The following is a 17,111-nucleotide window of genomic DNA, read 5'->3' as shown; positions in this document are numbered from 1 at the left end:
TACAATCGCTTTGGCCAGGTCAAGCCGTGCCGCCCGCCCGTGCCGTGCACGTGGTAGATTAGTGCGGTAGCGGCACAGACCGGCCAGTGATTTTATGCGAGAACGCGCAGGGCGAACAGGAATGCCATGCAGTGTTCCCGGAGAATGGACAGAGACAGAGGTAACCAGTACAGCGCATGAGCACAGCCATTTATACCCATCCCGATTGCCAGCGCCATGAAATGGGCGACTGGCACCCTGAATCGCCGGCCCGCTTGCAGGCCATCAATGACCAGTTGATACTCGCGCACATCAGCGACCTGGTTGAGCACCGCGATGGCGTGCGCGCGCAATTGTCCGATATCGAGCGCAACCACAGCGCCACGGCCATCGGCCTCGTGCGCGACAATGTGCCGCAGGAGGGCGACTACTATCCGCTCGACGGCGACACCCTGCTTAACGCGCACAGTTACGAGGCGGCGCTGGCCGCCGCCGGCTCGGCCGTGGCGGCCACGGACGCCGTCATTGATGGCGAGATCAGCAACGCCTTCTGCGCGATCCGCCCGCCCGGCCACCATGCGCGGCCCAGCGAACCGATGGGTTTTTGCCTGTTCAATAATGTCGCCATCGCCGCCAAGCATGCGCTCGACGTGCGCGGGCTTGAACGGGTCGCCATCGTCGACTTCGACGTCCACCATGGCAATGGCACGGCCGAATCCGTGGCGCATGATCCGCGCATCCTGATGGTGAGCTTTTTCCAGCACCCGTTCTATCCGTACAGCGATGTCGAGTCCTATACGGACACGCGCGTCAACGTGCCCGTGCCGGCCCGCTCGAAGGGCGACGCCGTGCGCCAGCTGGTGCTCGACCACTGGCTGCCGGCGCTGCACCGCCAGCAGCCGCAGATGATTTTCATTTCCGCCGGTTTCGACGCCCACCGCGAAGACGACGTGGGCGGCATGGGCCTGGTGGAGGCCGACTATACGTGGATGACGCAGCAGATGATGGCCGTGGCCAGCCAGTATGGCAAAGGCCGTATCGTCAGCTGCCTCGAAGGGGGCTACAACCTGTCGTCGCTGGGCCGCAGCGTGGCGGCGCACGTGAAGGCGCTGGCGGAACTGTAAGGACCCCGCGCGCTACAGCAAGGTGGGGCGGCTGCTGGAATTCGTGTGGCGGTGCGTCTGGTAGTCGAGCGCATCGCCGGCCATGAAGCGGTGCCAGGCTTGCGTGTAGACGAGCGATGATTTATCCGCATCAAAACTGTCGAGTTGCAACATGTCGCGGTGGTGCTTGATTTCATTGACCAGTTGGTCATACAGCATTTGCAAGCCATAGCTGTCGGCGCTCTGGCGTTTCAGGCGCTCTTCCAGCTGCGCCACTTGCTGCTGCAACTGCCGGCATTCCTTCTTCCAGTCATTGCGCGGCACGCGCTCGGGCGCCTTGCCAGTGTGTTCCATCATCATATCGAGCTATTCCCCATCGCCTATCTCCCTGCATCTGGCGGGAGCCAGCCTGGAAAATTATTGCTTTTCATTTAAGAGGCGATATTAGAGCATACTTTTTTATTACTCTCAGTAAATAAAAGAATCCATGTGGAAATATTTGACCTGGCTTCCAGCGCGCGTATCACTGGCGCAGTGCCCCCGCAGGGGTAGCTTGCGCCATGTTGCCGTCATCGGCATACGTGAGGGTCAGCAGGGTATTGTCGTCCCAACTCAAGTCGTGCAGCGGCGGCACGTAGCGCTGGCGGTCTTCCGTGATGCGGACGTCCAGCGTGCGCTCGCCCGAGCGGGCCTGCACGGCAAGCAGCTTGCGGAACACGGGATACGGCACGTGGATCAGCGACGAGTGGCACGGTCCGCCCGCCAGGCGGAACAGGTTGCGCCGCACGAACGGCAAGTCATCCTGCTCGACGGCCCAGCGGATTTCGCATTCCAGGCGCAAGTCGCCCAGGCGGCGCACGTTGTGGGGCAGGCCCGGCGTGTGGATGTCGGCGCGCCAGCGCAGGGTGGCACGCTTCTTGTTGCTGACCAGGTCGGCATTCGCATCGTAGGCGGTCTTGTCGCGCGTCAGGATGAAGCCGCCGTCCGCCGCCAGCGGCACGGGGATCGACAGATTGTCGGCCGACAGGTGCAGGGTCACGCCATCGAGCTTGGCCTTCGGCGTGGCGGGGATCAGCATGAAGCGCAGCGGCGCGTCCGGCGCCAGGCGCTGGTGGTCGGCATACGCGTCGAGTCCCTTGAGCATGGTGCGGTAGGGACGCAGGTCGGGATCGCGTGTGCCTTGCACATCGACAATCTGCTGCATTTCCTGGTTCACCGGGTCGCCTGGCGCCGCTGCTTGTTCCTGGGCCATGGCGGGCAGCAGGCAAGTGGAAAGGGAGGCAAGGAGGCAAAAGCGGGGAAGATGCATGGAATGCGTGCCAGGTTGAGCGTGCAATGGGGAAACCGTCCAGGCTGGACGGACTGCGGATCTTATCATTCGAGTAACTGCTAAATTATCACCAATTGTCTCGTTCGCGTCGCACGGCTGGCGCTGGCGGCGGAAAATGGGACGTCGTGGCGGCAACCACGTAAAATAGCGGATTGACTGAACGATTTTGAAAGCAAGAGCATGGCGATACAATGGTACCCAGGACACATGAACGCGGCCCGCAAGAAAGCGGCCGAAACCATGGAAAACACCGATCTGGTGATTGAAGTGGTGGACGCGCGCCTGCCGGCAGCCAGCTGCAATCCCATGGTGGACGAGCTGCGCCTGTTCCGCCAGCGCCCTTGCCTGAAAATCCTCAACAAGACCGACCTGGCCGATCCTGCCGCGACCGCCGCCTGGGTGGCGTATTTCAATGCCCAGGAAGGCGTGACCGCGTATGCGATGACGACCAAGAAGCCGGGCGACGTGGCGCGCATTCCGGACCTGGCCAAGTCGCTGGCGCCGCACCGCGGCGTGCCGACGAAGCCGCTGCGCATCATGATCATGGGCATCCCCAACGTGGGCAAGTCGACCCTGATGAACGCGCTGCTGAAAAAGCGCGTGGCCAAGGTGGGCGACGAGCCGGCCGTGACGAAGATGCAGCAAAAGCTGTACCTGGACAAGAACACCATCCTCGTCGATACGCCCGGCATGCTGTGGCCGAAGATCGCCATCCCCAGCGATGGCCTGATGCTGGCCGCCAGCCACGCCATCGGCTCGAACGCGCTGATCGAAGAGGAAGTGGCCGTGTTCCTGGCCGAGGAATTGCTCAAGCGCTACCCGGACTTGCTGGCAACCCGCTACGGCACCAAGATCGGTGAAGTCGACGCCATCGGCGTGGTCGAAGGCATCGCCGCCAAGCGCGGCTTCCGCATCAAGGGCGGCGACTACGATTTCGAGAAGGCGTCGCACACCCTGCTGCTCGACTACCGCAGCGGTATCCTGGGACGCATCTCGCTGGAAACGCCGGACACGCGCGCGGCTCTGATGGCCCAGCACGCGGCCGAGATGGCGGAAAAAGCGGCCAAGGCGGCCGAGATCGCTGCCGAGAAGGCGAAGAATGCGGCGCGGGGCAAGCGCGGGACGTAATTCACGGCCGCTGACTCACCCCAAAGCAAATTCTGGGGTCAGACCCCCGGTGACGTTGGCGCTGAACCAGCCGTTAGCGGTGTCGAGGGACTCGGCGTCCCCGTCTGACCCCGGCTCGTTGCTAATTTCCGCCAGTCGCTCCAAACCGGAAACTCGTCACCGCCAGCGCTCCAAAAAAATCCTCCTCGTGATACGCCACGTGCGCCGCTTCCTGCTCGGCCGCGCCGAGCGCCACCATCAGCGGCAGCAAATGGTCTTCCTGCGGATGGGCCTGGCGTGCGCCCGGTGCCCGGTCCCAGGCTAGCAGTTGCTCCAATCTCTGTTCCGGCGGCAAGGACATCGTCTGGCGCAGCCAGGCGTCGAACTGGTGCGAGGCGACGGCGCCCGCCTGGCCGAACTGGCGCAGGTTATGGTAGGACAGGCCGCTGCCCAGTATCAGCACGCCTTGCCGACGCAGGCTGGCCAGCGCGCGGCCCACCTCGATGTGCGTGAGCGGGTCGTAGCCGTGTTTCAGCGACAGCTGCACCAGCGGCACGTCCGCCTGCGGGTAGATGGGGAACAGGGCGCTGAAGGTGCCATGGTCGAAACCGCGCTCGTGGTCGAGGCGCGCCGGATGGCCGGCCGCGTCCAGCAACTGTTTTACCTGCACAGCCAGCTCCGGCGCGCCCGGTGCCGGGTACTGGATCTGGTACGTGTGCGGCGGAAAGCCCGAGTAATCGTAGATCATGCCCGGCCGGGGGCTGGCCGAGACGAGAAATTGCGGCCCTTCCCAGTGCGCCGTGACGACCAGCACGGCTTTCGGACGCGCGCCGATCTGGCGCGGGATATCCTGCAACGACGCTTCGAGCACGTCGTAGCGGCCGCCGAACTGGTCTTTCATGAACGGCCACGGGCCGCCGCCATGTGACAGGAAGTAGGTGGGGAAGGTGTGTTCTTGCATGGCGGCTCCGCAGTGGAATGGCTGATGCTATCGATGATAGTCATGGCCAGCCAGTTGATCAAGATCGCCATTATTGATATATCATTTCCATTTTGTTGATGATCGGGCAGTCATGGATACCTTGCGCAGCATGCGCGTGTTTCGCGCCGTGGTGGAACTGGACAGTTTCGTGCGCGCCAGCGAGCGCCTCGATCTGTCGCCGGCCATGGTCAGCAAGCACGTGATGCATCTGGAGCGCCACCTGGGCGCGCGATTGCTGAACCGCAGCAGCCGCCACCTGAGCCTGACGGAAATCGGCAAGGTGTATTTTGAACAGTGCCGCGACATGCTCGACAACCTCGACGAGGTGGAAGCGACGGTGGGCCGCACGACGGTGGTGCCGCGCGGCATGCTGCGCCTGAGCGCCCCCGTCTGGTTCGCCAACGCCATCTTTACGCGCACCCTCGTGGCCTACCGCGAGCGCTTTCCGGAAGTGACGTTCGACATCGACTTGAGCGGGCGAGTGGTCAACCTGGTGGAAGAGGGCTTCGACCTGGCCCTGCGCGTGAGCCAGGCGCCGTCGCCGGCCCTGATTGCGCGGCCCATCGGCAGCATCGCCTTTCACCTGGTGGCCGCGCCCGCCTATCTGGCGCGCGCCGGCCAGCCGCAGCTGCCGCAAGACCTGGCGCAGCACGCGATGATCAGCTATTCCTTGTTGGCGAACGGCAATGAGCTGGCCTTCGACGGGCCGCAGGGGCGCGAGACGGTGAAGTTCTCGCCCGTCCTGCAATGCAATAACGAAAGCCTGCTGCACGCGGCCGCGCTCGACGGCATGGGCATCGCGCTGCTGCCATCGTGGCAGACGGATGCGGACCTGGCGGCCGGACGGCTGGTGCGCCTTTTCGACGCTTACCAGCTGGCGGGCGGCAAGGTGTATGCCGTCTACACGAGCCGCCGCTACCTGTCCTCGAAAGTGCGCACCTTCATCGACTTCCTCGCCGATGAAGGGCGCCTGGGAGCTTGATTACGCGAGCGAGCGCTTGACGCCGATCAGCGCGAACAGGCGCGCACTGCGCATCCAGGCCAGCACCAGCGCCGCCAGCTGCGTTGCCAGCAAGCCGGCCACGATGGCCAGCGGACCCGGGCCGGCCAGGTTCAGGCGCGCCACGCCCAGCAGCGCATACAGGGCCAGTCCCAGCACGGTGATGGCGAGGTAGATGGCCAGGCTGGCCAGCGGACGCCGGCGCAGCATGCCCAGGCCGCGCCACCACGCCTTGACGGCCGACGTACGGCGCCGGTCGACGGCCAGCGCCGCGCGGCCCGCATCGAGCGTGGCGCAGGCCAGCAGGAACAGCACGCCCGCGAACAGCAAGGCCAGGTGACGGGCCAGGTCGGCGTCCGCTTCCAGGATGGCTGTCGCCGCGTGCTTGTCGGCCAGTTTCAGCGCGCCGGCGCCGATCGCCAGCGCCAGGCCCAGCGGCACGATGCTCCACAACAGCATGCGCAGCATGCGGCCGTATGCGCTGAAGGCGCCCGTCAGCAGCGCGCCGAAGCCCAGTGGCGCCGGCGCGCGCGCGGCCGTCACCACCAGGCCGCTCAGCAGCGGCGACAGCAGCAGGGTCAGGACGATGCCGGCGATGGCGGCCTGGCTGATGGCGGCGCCATTGCGGCTGGCGTTGGCGGCCAGGTCCGCCAGGGTCATCAGGTCGAGCTGCTGCGCCAGGGCCGCCGCATGCACGGCCTGATCGAGGCTGGCGCTCAAGGTGCGCCAGATGGGGATGACGGCAACGATGGCGGGGATCAGCAGCAGGCCGGCCCACAGCAGCAGCAAGCGCCATTGCAGGGCGGCGCGGCTGGCGCGCGTGGTCAGGGCCAGGCCGCTGGCCCGTGTCGTGGAAATGGCGTTCATACGGTGGCAATCAGGGAAAAGAGATATTGGAAGGCGGCGGCGAGGTCGATGCTCCAGCGCCGCGCGGCGGACTTGTCGGCTTTCAGGGTGCGGCTGTCATCGAGCTTGTTGACGTCGAGGTAGTGCACGCGGTCGGGGTCCAGTTCGGCCGAGACGGCCTTCACGGGCTTGCTCCAGGTGTAGCGCTGCCACAGCTGGTCGTTGTCCCACACCACGCGTTCGGACGTGCCGTCGGCGAACTTCACCAGCAGCACCTGCGGCACGGGCGCGCCGCGGCGGCGCAGCACCACGCTGGTCAGATACGGATAGGGGCCCGTGCCGGGCTTGGCGTCCGGGTGCGCCTTGTCCCACGCTTCGCGCACCTTGTCCTCTTCTTGTTCCAGCGCCTCGGGCGTGCGTTCCACGCGCTTGCCGTTCACCAGCGCCAGGCCGGCCAGCGGCGTCTGCTCGTCGCTGGTAAAGCTGCCGATGCGGTCGTCGATATTCGCGCTGGCATACACTTGCTGCGCGAAGACCTGTTCCACGATGCGCCGCTGGCCCGTCGCTTCGGCCAGCGCTTCGCGCAAGTCGGCCACGCTCGGGTGGCGGAATTTCCACTGTTCATAGTAGGCCTTGAAGCCCCGTTCCATGGCTTCGCTGCCGATGCGCGCTTCCAGGTCGCGCAGGGTGGTGGCTGTGCGGGTGTAGACGGGGCCCACGCCCTGCAGGCGGTCCCACGCGTTCTGGCCCAGCGGGTCGGCCGCGTCCTGGCGCGGCGCGGCCGTGCGCTCGAACTCGAAGACCTTGAAGGCGGGAGCGAAGCCCAGACGCTTGAGCAGGGGCGTGGTGGCGTGGATATCCTGGCCGCGCGCGCGCAGCATGTGCTGGTCCCAGTACTCGTTCAAGCCTTCGTCGAGGATCGGTTCCTCGAACTCGTTCGAAGCCAGGATGCCGTAGAAATAGCCATGGCCGAATTCATGGATGGTGACGAAATCGAGGCCGAATTCGGCCGCCGTCTTCGGCTGCAGGCCGGCGTAGCCCGAGGCCGTGAAGAAGGTCGGGTATTCCATGCCGCCCGCTTCGGCCGCGTTAAATGGCGGAATCACCACCGTCAGGGTCTTGTACGGATACGGGCCCAGGGTGCGCGAAAAATACGTGAGTGTATCCTTGGCAGCCTGCAGCGCGGGCGCCGCGTTCGACGCGTACTCGGGTGGATACAGGACCTTGATGGCCACGGGCGGGCTGCCAGGGCCGTTCCAGCTGTCCAGCAGCGGCGGCGCGCTGCGCTTGTCGGCCGTCCAGGCGAAATCGTGCACGTCGCCCTGCACATAGTGATGCGTGAGCATGCCGTTCTTTTCCTGTGGCGTGCCCTGCAGTTCGCCCGTGGCGCCCACCGTGTATTCCTTGGGCACGGTCAGCTTCACGTCGTAGTGGCCGAAGTCGGCGTAGAACTCCGAGTTCAGGTGGAATTCATGCGCATTCCAGCGCGGCGCCGTGGCGCCCCGTTCGCCGGGCAGTTCCAGCACGGCGATCTTGGGGAACCACTGGCCCACCAGGTGGAAGCTGCCGAAATAGCCGGTGCGCGCGATGACGCGCGGCAGCTGGTCGAAGAAGCCGATGTCGAGCGTCGTCTCGGCGCCCGGCGCGACGGCCTGCGGCAAGTCGACGCGCACCACCGTGCGGTCGGTGGCCGGGCCGTTGTCGGGCTGGACGAAATGCCAGGGCGCCCTGGCGCCGTTCTGCGTCATGCTGCGCAGTTCGATGTAGCCCCACTCGCCGTCGCGCGTGTCGACGCCCGAGCGGAAGCCCGTGTCGAGCTTGCGCTTCTCGGTGAAGAAAGTCGAATGCTCGCCTTCGAAGGCGTTCAGGTACAGGTGCAGGTAGACGCTGCTGACGGCTTGCGCGCTGCGGTTGCGCCAGCGCAGTTTCTGCCGGCCGTCGATCGTGTGCTTGACGGGATCGAGCGTCGCTTCGATCCGGTAGTCGACCACGCGGTCCGACAGGGTCGCTTGCGCGCCCGTGCGCGCACCGCCCCAGGCGTTGCTGGCGCTGGGCGTGGTGACGGCCGACGCATGCGGCGAAGCGAGGGCGATGCCGTCGGCCGATGGCGCCAGCGGCAGGGGCGCGCTGGCGGGCTTGCCCTGATCCGGCTGGGCGAACAGGTCGGCTTGCAGGGCCAGGCCGGCCAGCAGCAGGGCGGCGATGGAAAGGACTTTGAGCTTGTCCGGGATGAAGGAAATGCGGCGGCGCGGTGTGCTACGACTTTCCATGCGTGACTCCCACAGTGACTTCTGATTGATGATCTTCAAATGCAGTCGGCTGCGCCCAGGATCGCCGGGCGTTCCTTAATATACCTGTAAAAATTACAAATAAGCAATGAATTGTGCTGGCAGCTTTGCCGGCTGTTGCGGCGCCGCGCGCCGTGCGTATAATGATTCGCTTTTGCCATCCCTCCTGCTGCCGTGCGTGCGCGCCCCGGTGGCGCACCCAGCTTTCCGCCATGATGCCTGCCCCTTCCGCCCTGACCATCGCCATGCGCACCCTGCTGTTGTGCGCCCTGGCCATGCCGGCGTGCGCGCAGGAAGGCGCCGATGCCAGCGCGCCCGGCGTCACGCATGGCGACTTGTCCGCCGAACTGGCGCAGGGCGGCCAGCACAGCGTGCGCGGCGCCCTGTCGCGCGACCAGGGCGGCATGGTGCTCGATGTGGCCATCGATGGTCTGCGCAACGGCAATTACCGCGATGGCAGCGTGTTTCACCAGCGCGGCTTCAACGGCGGCGCGGAATGGAAGCTGCGCCAGGGCCGCTTCGGTTTCAGCGCCGACCAGCTGAACCAGGACACCCGCTATCCCGCGCCCGAGGCGCCGTTCCTGGCCTTGCTGGCGGCCCGCCCGGAAGACCTGTACCGCTATGAAGTGCGGCGCGCCAGCGCCTTCGTGCAGCGCTATGTGGGCAGTTTCGAGCTGGGCGTGGAACTGTCGCAGCGGGAAAAGCGCGCCACGGCCCACTATGCGGGCGAGGACGGCAGCAGCGAATCGACGTACAGCAGCCGCCGCCGGCAGCTGGCGCCACGCCTGCGCCATTACGGCAAGGTGGGCGGCGTGGGCACGGATACGGAAGTGGGCCTGGACCTGATGCAGTGGCAGCGGCGCTCGGGCCGCGCGGGCGATGCGCAGCGCCGCCAGTATTCGCGCGCGCTGCTGCTGCGCGAAGAGCTGGCCTTTGGCGGTGCGTATGCGCCGCGCCTGCTGCTGGGACTGCGGCATGAACAGTTCCAGCTCGACCCGGCCGACATGCCCGCCGGCGGCAGCGACTGGGAAAACCAGAATGCCTGGGACGTGCAGGGCAGCCTGCAGCTGCGCCCGCAACTGAGCGTGTATGCAAAGGCCGCGCGCAGCTACCGCATCGACGACGATGGCTATACCCGCGCCGGCTACCGCCCGCTGGCGGGACAGCTGCGGCGCGAAATGGAAGTGGGCGCCACCTTTGGCGATGCGGCGCGCAGCGCTTCCGTGCGCGTGTTCAGCGAGCGCCTGAGCAACCAGATCGTCTTCGACCAGAACCTGGGCCAGCTGGGCTTTGCGGGCAACCTCGATCCCTCGCGCCGCGACGGCGTCGCCATCGAGGCCAGCATGGCGCTGGCGCGCGACTGGCGTCTTGACGGGCAGTTGCGGCAAGTGCATGCGCGCTATGACGATTACGCCTACGATGGCCCGGACATCGCTCTCGTGCCCAAGACCCTGGCCAGCCTGCGCCTGTACTGGACGGGGCAGGCGGGCGCCAGTGCCGATGTGGGCGTGCAATGGCTGCGCGCGCTGCGCTATGGTCCCGATTTCGCCAGCAGCTGCCTGGCGCAGGTGCCCGCGTTTGCCACCGTGGACGGACGCTATGTGCGCAAGCTGGGCGCCTGGGAGCTGGAACTGGCCGGCAGCAACCTGGCCAACCGCCGCCATTACGGCGATGCGCCGGGCTGCCGCTCGAGCATTTACCTCAATGACGCGCGCCAGTTGCGCGTGTCGGCGCGCTACCATTTCTGAGGCAGGGGCGCGGCGGGGCTTAAATGCGGCTTAAGCGGGCGCAAACGGAGCGGATAAAAGCGCTTTTTTTCCGGCCGGGCGACATCGTCCGGCGCAAAAAGTGGTAATCTCGCCCCGTTCACGACCACTTATGATGAAGGATTTATATGCGTTTTCTGCGTTTCTTGCGTCCCCTGCTTGCCGCCGTCACCCTGGTGGCGGCCACCGGCGGCGCCATGGCGGCCGATACCGGCTTTACCACGCTCACGACGCCAGTGCGCACGGACACGGGCAAGAAGGTGGAAGTGGTCGAGTACTTCATGTATTCGTGCCCGCACTGCTACGTGCTCGATCCACTGATGCACGACTGGGTCAAGAAGCAGGGCGACAAGATCGCCTTCCGCCGCGTCCACCTGGCCGCCACCGGCCCGAAAGACCCGCAGGCGCACGCCTATGCCACGCTTGAAGCGATGGGCCAGCTGGACCAGTTCCACGACAAGATCTTCCGCGCCATCCACGTCGAGCGCAACCGCCTGAACCGCGATGACGCCATCCTCGACCTGCTGGTGAAGAACGGCATCGACAAGGCGAAATACCTGGACATGTTCAACTCGTTCGGCGTGCAGACCAAGCTGAAACGCAACGAGCAGCTGATCACCGCCAGCAAGATCGAGAGCGCGCCGACCATCGTCATCGATGGCCGCTTCGTGACGTCGCCGGCGCAGCTGTCGCGCCCGGGCCAGTCCGAGCCGCAAACCCAGGCCGCGACCCTGCGCGTGATGGATGAACTGGTGGCGCGCGTGCTGAAAGAGCGCGCTCCCGCGCCAGCGAAGAAGTAAGCGGAGACCTCATGAAACAGCTGCCCTGGACCCTGTGCGTACTGGCCCTCGCCCTCGTGGCGTGGCTGGCGATTGCCATCGTCAACGTGGAAAACCAGCGCAATGCGCTGGCCAGCAAGGCTTGCGTGGACCCCGCGTTCAAGAACGAGGTCGATGCGAAATGCCTGGCGTCCGTGCGGTCGCGCGAACACTGGTGGCAGCATCTGACTTACGCCATGACGCATTTCCGGAATTGAATGTATCAGTACGAAAAACCCGCCGCGCGCGGGTTTTTTTTCGTCCGCGTATGATGAAGCCACAACTATTCAGGAGGGACGATGAAGGAAGTGATCTTGATTACCGGTAGCAGCCGCGGCATCGGCGCGGCGACGGCGCTGCTGGCGGCGCGCCAGGGCTATGCCGTGTGCATCAACTATGTGCGCGATGCGCAGGCGGCCGACGCGCTGTGCGCGCGCATCGTGGCCGACGGGGGCGAGGCCATCGCCGTGCAGGCCGATGCCAGCGACGAAGCGGACGTGGCGCGCCTGTTTGCGGAAGTCGACGCGCGCCTGGGGAAGCTCACGGCGCTGGTCAACAATGTGGGCGTGCTGGAGCAGAAATGCCGGCTCGTCGACATGTCCGCGCAGCGCCTCGAACGCGTGCTGCGCACCAACGTGATCAGTTATTTCCTGTGCTGCCAGCAGGCCGTGCGGCGTATGTCGACGGCCCATGGCGGGCAGGGCGGGCGCATCGTGAATGTGTCGTCGGCGGCGGCCCGCCTCGGCTCTCCGGACGAATACATCGATTACGCGGCCTCGAAAGGCGCCGTCGATACCCTGACCCTCGGCCTGGCGAAGGAAGTGGCGGCAGAAGGCATCCGCGTCAACGGCGTGCGGCCCGGCATCATCTATACGGAGATACACGCTTCGGGCGGCGAGCCGGGACGGGTGGCGCGCCTGGCACCCGGCGTGCCGATGCAGCGGGGCGGCCAGCCCGAAGAAATCGCCGACGCCATTTTGTACCTGCTGGGGCCGGGCGCCAGCTATGTGACGGGCAGCATCCTCGACGTGGCGGGCGGACGCTGATTTTCAACTTCAGTAAGCGACTGATTCAAGCACGGGGCCAATTATCAAGCGCGGCAAGCGGGTCCAGAATGGCGGTGTGCCATGTGCACGCCGATCAACTCATTTGGAACTACTATGCCCGCTTTTGCCCCCGCCATCCTAGCCCTGTCGCTGCTGGCCGCCGCGCCAGCCCATGCCGCCATGGATTTGCCCATGCCGGCCCACCTGTCCGGCGCGAAAGCCGATGCCACCGTGGCGCTGGCCGCGCGCCGCTATGCCGCGTTCTGGCAAAGCGGCGACCCGGCCCTGGCGCGGCTGGCGCTGGCCGACGATTTCACCGACCGCACCTTGCCCGCCGGCCGGCCGCAGGGATTGGCCGGCCCGTTGCAGGCGTCGCAAGTATTCCATGCCGCCGTGCCGGATTTGAAAGTCGCCATCGAGCAGATGCTGGTGGTGGGCGACCGGGTCAGCCTGCGCCTGCATTTCACGGGCCGCTTCACGGGCGTCTTCCCCACGCCGCAGGGCCCCTTGCAGGGACAGGGCCAAGCCATCGATTTCCATGCGTTTGATTTGTACCGGGTCAATGCGCAGGGACGCATCAGCGACAACTGGCATCTGGAAGATAATCTGACCCTGCTGCGCCAGATGGGCGTGCTGGCGCCGTGAGGGGGGCTGGCTAGCCGTGCGCCGGCAACGCGGCGAATTGCCGCAGCAGGAACTCGACCAGCAGGGCGACGCGCGGCGGCTGGAAGCGGCTGCGCCGGTACAGCAGGTTCAGGGGGACGCTATTGGCAAAGTAATCGTCTAGCACTGTTTGCAAGCGTCCCGCGCGCAGGTCGTCACCGATGTCGAGCAGGGATTTGTAGGCATAGCCATGGCCGGCCACGGCCCAGCGGCGGATGATTTCACCGTCGTTGCTGTGCCAGTCCCCCTGCAGGCGCAGGCCGTGGCGCTTGCCATTTTCGCGGTAGCGCCATTCCTGCGGCGCGCCGTCGCCGGCCTTGAGCACGAGGGTCGGCAGCGACGCCAGGTCGCGCGGCGCGGCCGGCACGCCGACCCTGGCGGCCAGCGCGGGCGCCACGCACACGACGCGGCGGCCCGGGTGCAGCAGGCGCGCCACCATGTCGCTGTCGGACAGCTCGCCGTAGCGGATGGCAAGGTCGACGTCGTCCTGCACCAGGTTGGCCGTGGCGTCCGTCAGGGTCAGCGCATGGCGCACCTGCGGGTGCAGCGCGGCAAAGCGGTCGAGCATGGACAGCAGCAGCTGGCGGCCGATGTCGGACGGCGCCGAAATGCGCACCACGCCGCGCACGGCGCCGCCGTCCGCGTGCAAGCCGTCTTCGGCCTGCGCCAGCAAGTCCAGCGCCTGTTCGCTGTAGCGGCGGTAGTGCAGGCCTTCTTCCGTCAGGCGCAGCTGGCGCGTGGTGCGTTCGAACAGGGTGGCGCCCAGCGCCGCTTCCAGGCGCGCGATGGCGGCGCTGGCGGCGGCCGGCGACAGGCCGTGCTTGCGGCCGGCCGCGGAAAAGCTGCCCAGCGCCGCGGCGTCGAGGAACAGGGCGATTTCCGCCAGGCGTCCGGCGCCGCCGCGTATCATGCCGGGTGCGCGGCCGCTGGTTTCGGCGCCGGTGCAGAGTGGGGCGTGATCACCACGGTGCACGTGGTGCCGGCCACCAGCAGTTGTCCTTTCGGCTGCTCGTCGATGTGGATGCGCACGGGCACGCGCTGCGCCAGGCGCACCCAGTTGAACGTGGGGTTGACGTCGGCCAGCAGTTCGCGGCCCGTGGCGGCGTCGCGGTCGGTGATGCCGCGCGCGATGCTCTCGATGTGGCCGTGCAGGGTGCCGCCGCTCATCAGATTCATTTCCGCCTTGTCGTCCTGCGCCAGCATGCCCAGCTTGGTCTCTTCGAAGTAGCCGACGACGTAGTACGAGGCGCTGTCGATGACGGCCAGCTTGGCCGCGCCGACGGCGGCAAAGTCGCCCTTGTGCACGTTCAAGTTCGTCACGTAGCCGCTGACGGGCGCACGCACGGTGGTGCGCTCCAGGTTCAATTGCGCCAGCGCGCGGGCGGCCATGGCGGCCTGCACTTGCGAGGTGGCCGAGGTGGCGGCGAACGCCGCGCTTTCGCGGCTTTCCGTCGAGATGATGCTGGCGTCAAGGCCTGCGCGGCGCTGCGCTTCCTTGCCGCGGCGGCCCTGTTCCGTTTTTTGCGCTGCCAGCACGGCGTCGGCCTGCGCCAGCGCGCTCGCATAGCGTTCCTTGTCGACGACGAACAGGATATCTCCCTTTTGCACGACCTGGTTGTCGCGTACCAGCACGTCCGTGACGGTGCCGGCCACGTCGGCGCTGATGTTGACGATGTCGGCCTTGATGCGGCCGTCGCGCGTCCACGGCGACTCCATGTAGCGGTCCCAGACAGTCTTGCCTATCCACAGGGCGGCTGCCAATAGCAGCACGGTGATTGCATAACGGGTCAGTTTGCTTACCATGTCGGCAGCCTTTCCTTGATCGGGTTGAACGGTTTTTTTTATTTGTATAGCGATAAAGCCAGCGCGCCGAAGATGGCGATGAAGATGCACAGCCGCGCCAGCGACGGGTGCCACACCATGCGGTACACGCCCAGCCAGCCCAGCACGCGGTCGAGCAGGGTTTGCAGGGCTATGCTGAGGAGGAACAAGGGCAGCAGGGTAGGAATCAGAATTCCGAACAGGGCGAATTCACGCGGCATGGTGGTCTCCGGCGCCAGGCGCCATGTGGTCGAGCAATGAGGTATAGATCGAGTGCAGATCGGCCAGCGCCGTCTGCAGGCGCGCGCTGCGCTCGCCGGTGGCATCGGCTTCCGTCTGGGCCGTGCGCACGACGGCGCCCGCCTGCAGGGTGGCCGCCAGCGCCGCCTGCAGTGCCGTATCGCCGCGCGTGCGCAGCCAGCCGGCGATGTGGTCCACGCATTGCTGCAGCGCGTGGCGCGTGGCGCCTGGCCTGGCGGTGGCGATCAGTTCGCGCAGTTCGATCACGGAGTGGCCGATTTCCAGCAGGGTCAATGCCTGGCGCACGACGGCGCGCGTGGCTTCGCCCGGCGCCGGGCCGGCCGCCGCGTTGAGCTGGCTGAGCAAGTCGCGCACGCGGTTGTCGAAACGGTGTTTGACACGGCGCGCGGGCGCCGTGCACGCATGCAGCGCTTCGCGCCACAGGGCACGGCCGATATGGTCCTTGTGGCCCATCGTGTGCTCGGGCAGCAGCACGGCAAACACGAGGGCGGCCAGCATCAGGCCCACGATCAGGGCCATGCCCGTGTTGAGGAAAGCCGCGCCATCGACATGCATCACATTCGTCGGCGCCATCTGCGTGATGAAGGTCGACACGCCCAGGCCCACGCCCAGCTTGGCGGGATTCGTCATCAGGTACAGGCCGACGGCGAGAAACGGCGCAAAACTGAGTACCAGCATGGGGAAGCCGTCGCCGTGCACCAGCACGAAATACACGCAGATGAGCGACAGCGGCATGGCGATCAGAAAGCCCGCCAGCACCTGGCGGATCATCATGATCGGGCGCGGCGAGGACGAGGCCAGCGCGCAGAACACGGCCGCCATCAGCATCGCCGTGCTGGCGTAGGGCCAGGCGAGGAAGTAGGCGCCCAGCGCCAGCAGGGCCAGGCTGATGCCGGCGCGTGCGCCGCTGGCAAGCACCAGTGCGGGCGGCGTCTTCGGCGCATATGCCTGCGGCGTGCTCACGTCCAGCGGCGTGTCGTGCACGAGGCTGAAATACACTTCGTGAAAGCGGCTCATGTCGCGCGCGAAGCGCTCGAGCAATTCGCACACGGTGTCGAAATCGATGCGCTGCGCATGCGCGATGGCGGCGCCGTCGATGTCCGCGCGCGCCTGGCCCAGCGCCGTCTGCAGATGCCGCTGCATGGTGTCGAGCGAGTCTTGCGAAGGCGTCGCTTGCAGCGCTTCGGCGACGATGGCGTACAGGGGCGCGCAGGCCTGCATGACCTGGGTTTCGCCATCGCGCTGCAGGCGGTCGAACAGGCGGTGGAAGGTATAGAAGGTGGTCAGCGCCGTCATGAAGGTGGCGTTGAAGGCGTGCAGCTTGCGGTTTTGCGCACGCACGTGACTGACCTTGCTCGTCACTTCGAACAGGGCGGCCGAGCGGCCCAGTTCCAGCGCCGCCACGTCGGCGGCAAACTGCAGATGCGTCAGTTCCACTTGCGCCGGCGTGAGTTTTTGCTGCAGCACATCCTGGCAAAAGGTGAGGAATTTGCCGTAGCGCGCCTGCACCGTGCGCATCACCTGCGTGCCCTGGTGGCGCGGCAGCAGCACGCTGGAGACGGCCGCCGAGCAGATGATGCCCAGGCTCACTTCAGCCACGCGCGTGACGGCCAGCGAGAAGACCTGCATCGGCTGCTCGATGGCGGGCAGCACGATCATGCAAGCCGTGTAGCCGGCCAGTACGTACACATATGACTGGGCGTTGCGGTGCAGGGCCGAGCCGCTCGTGCACAGGCCCACCCACAGGGCCAGGCCGGCGAACAGCAGCACGGGCTGCTGCGGGAACAGGCCGATCAGGGTCAGCGCGGCCGTGCAGCCGAGCAGGGTGCCGCACAGGCGGTAAAAGCTTTTTTCCAGCACCATGCCGCTGCTGGGCAGGGCCAGGATGATGGTGGTGGTCATCGCCGTGCTCGGCGAATCGAGGCCCAGGCGGTAAGCCAGCCACAGCGCGCAGAACGCGGCGATCAGGGTCTTGCCGACGTAGATCCAGCGTTCGCCTTCCGTCGCGCGCCAGTCCTGCAGCGCCAGCGCCAGCCAGCGGGCCGCCCGGGGCAGGGGGCCGTCTATAGGTGTGGTTGCTGTGGCTGGCGTCATCGATAGG

General features: G+C 66.3%; 17 protein-coding genes. 8 read left to right on the top strand and 9 right to left on the bottom strand.

The genetic code is table 11. The features are described from left to right. Positions 1–176 precede the first annotated feature (176 nt). Positions 177–1,103 carry a histone deacetylase family protein gene (locus KO538_RS18205; protein ID WP_034751778.1) on the top strand — a complete coding sequence of 309 codons (927 nt, stop codon included), beginning with the start codon at positions 177–179 and terminating at the stop codon, positions 1,101–1,103. 12 nt (positions 1,104–1,115) lie between these two features. Here the strand turns inward: KO538_RS18205 and KO538_RS18200 are convergent, their stop codons facing one another. After that, on the bottom strand, positions 1,116–1,442 hold the full coding sequence (locus KO538_RS18200; protein WP_034751776.1) for a hypothetical protein: 327 nt from the start codon (positions 1,440–1,442) through the stop codon (positions 1,116–1,118). A gap of 163 nt (positions 1,443–1,605) precedes the next feature. Continuing rightward, positions 1,606–2,334 carry a hypothetical protein gene (locus KO538_RS18195; protein WP_219329229.1) on the bottom strand — a complete coding sequence of 243 codons (729 nt, stop codon included), beginning with the start codon at positions 2,332–2,334 and terminating at the stop codon, positions 1,606–1,608. Between the two features lie 258 nt (positions 2,335–2,592). On the opposite strand from KO538_RS18195, the gene ylqF reads away from it, so the two are divergent. Beyond that, positions 2,593–3,540, top strand: coding sequence for a ribosome biogenesis GTPase YlqF (gene ylqF / locus KO538_RS18190; RefSeq protein ID WP_071650173.1), 948 nt, complete (start codon positions 2,593–2,595; stop codon positions 3,538–3,540). 121 nt (positions 3,541–3,661) lie between these two features. Here the strand turns inward: ylqF and KO538_RS18185 are convergent, their stop codons facing one another. After that, entirely contained in the window at positions 3,662–4,480 is an 819-nt protein-coding gene (locus KO538_RS18185; protein ID WP_219329228.1) for a class III extradiol ring-cleavage dioxygenase, read from the bottom strand. Positions 4,481–4,592: 112 nt separating this feature from the next. Between KO538_RS18185 and KO538_RS18180 the strand changes: the two genes are divergently transcribed. After that, a complete protein-coding gene (locus KO538_RS18180; protein ID WP_034751772.1) occupies positions 4,593–5,483 on the top strand; it encodes a LysR family transcriptional regulator in 891 nt (296 codons plus the stop codon). Here the strand turns inward: KO538_RS18180 and KO538_RS18175 are convergent, their stop codons facing one another. Both KO538_RS18175 and KO538_RS18170 read right to left on the bottom strand, forming a co-directional pair. Continuing rightward, complete coding sequence (locus KO538_RS18175; RefSeq protein WP_219329227.1) at positions 5,484–6,368, bottom strand: hypothetical protein; 885 nt, start codon at positions 6,366–6,368, stop codon at positions 5,484–5,486. Next, positions 6,365–8,617 (bottom strand): M1 family metallopeptidase, encoded by a 2,253-nt coding sequence (locus KO538_RS18170; protein ID WP_219329226.1) that lies wholly within the window; start codon positions 8,615–8,617, stop codon positions 6,365–6,367. Before KO538_RS18170 ends, KO538_RS18175 begins: the two co-directional genes overlap by 4 nt. A gap of 230 nt (positions 8,618–8,847) precedes the next feature. Between KO538_RS18170 and KO538_RS18165 the strand changes: the two genes are divergently transcribed. The 5 genes from KO538_RS18165 (at position 8,848) to KO538_RS18145 (ending at position 12,910) form a co-directional block, all read left to right on the top strand. Then, positions 8,848–10,383, top strand: a complete 1,536-nt coding sequence (locus tag KO538_RS18165) for a TonB-dependent receptor (RefSeq protein WP_219329225.1) — start codon at positions 8,848–8,850, stop codon at positions 10,381–10,383. Between the two features lie 146 nt (positions 10,384–10,529). Then, the gene (locus tag KO538_RS18160; RefSeq protein ID WP_034751770.1) at positions 10,530–11,201 is read left to right on the top strand and encodes a thiol:disulfide interchange protein DsbA/DsbL; all 672 of its coding nucleotides are present in this window, start codon (positions 10,530–10,532) and stop codon (positions 11,199–11,201) included. Positions 11,202–11,212: 11 nt separating this feature from the next. Continuing rightward, a complete protein-coding gene (locus tag KO538_RS18155; protein WP_219329224.1) occupies positions 11,213–11,437 on the top strand; it encodes a hypothetical protein in 225 nt (74 codons plus the stop codon). An 81-nt stretch (positions 11,438–11,518) separates the two neighbouring features. Next, positions 11,519–12,265 carry an SDR family oxidoreductase gene (locus KO538_RS18150; protein ID WP_219329223.1) on the top strand — a complete coding sequence of 249 codons (747 nt, stop codon included), beginning with the start codon at positions 11,519–11,521 and terminating at the stop codon, positions 12,263–12,265. Between the two features lie 114 nt (positions 12,266–12,379). Further along, positions 12,380–12,910, top strand: a complete 531-nt coding sequence (locus KO538_RS18145; RefSeq protein WP_219329222.1) for an ester cyclase — start codon at positions 12,380–12,382, stop codon at positions 12,908–12,910. Positions 12,911–12,920: 10 nt separating this feature from the next. Here the strand turns inward: KO538_RS18145 and KO538_RS18140 are convergent, their stop codons facing one another. From KO538_RS18140 to KO538_RS18125, 4 genes are read right to left on the bottom strand one after another with little or no spacing between them, the layout of a single operon-like run. After that, the gene (locus tag KO538_RS18140; protein ID WP_219329221.1) at positions 12,921–13,838 is read right to left on the bottom strand and encodes a LysR substrate-binding domain-containing protein; all 918 of its coding nucleotides are present in this window, start codon (positions 13,836–13,838) and stop codon (positions 12,921–12,923) included. Beyond that, positions 13,835–14,731, bottom strand: a complete 897-nt coding sequence (locus KO538_RS18135) for an efflux RND transporter periplasmic adaptor subunit (RefSeq protein ID WP_070303945.1) — start codon at positions 14,729–14,731, stop codon at positions 13,835–13,837. Before KO538_RS18135 ends, KO538_RS18140 begins: the two co-directional genes overlap by 4 nt. Before the next feature lie 38 nt (positions 14,732–14,769). Next, positions 14,770–14,970: a DUF1656 domain-containing protein gene (locus KO538_RS18130; RefSeq protein ID WP_034751763.1), complete on the bottom strand. Its 201-nt coding sequence runs from the start codon at positions 14,968–14,970 to the stop codon at positions 14,770–14,772. Then, positions 14,960–17,104 (bottom strand): FUSC family protein, encoded by a 2,145-nt coding sequence (locus tag KO538_RS18125; RefSeq protein WP_257620433.1) that lies wholly within the window; start codon positions 17,102–17,104, stop codon positions 14,960–14,962. Before KO538_RS18125 ends, KO538_RS18130 begins: the two co-directional genes overlap by 11 nt. Between the last annotated feature and the right edge of the window lie 7 nt (positions 17,105–17,111).

The sequence above is a fragment of the Janthinobacterium sp. NKUCC08_JDC genome, assembly GCF_019345575.1.
In the GTDB taxonomy this organism is placed as follows: Bacteria; Pseudomonadota; Gammaproteobacteria; order Burkholderiales; family Burkholderiaceae_D; genus Janthinobacterium; species Janthinobacterium aestuarii.
The sequence above is the reverse complement of the archived record's forward strand: the minus strand, read 5'-3'. Positions and strand labels throughout refer to the sequence as shown.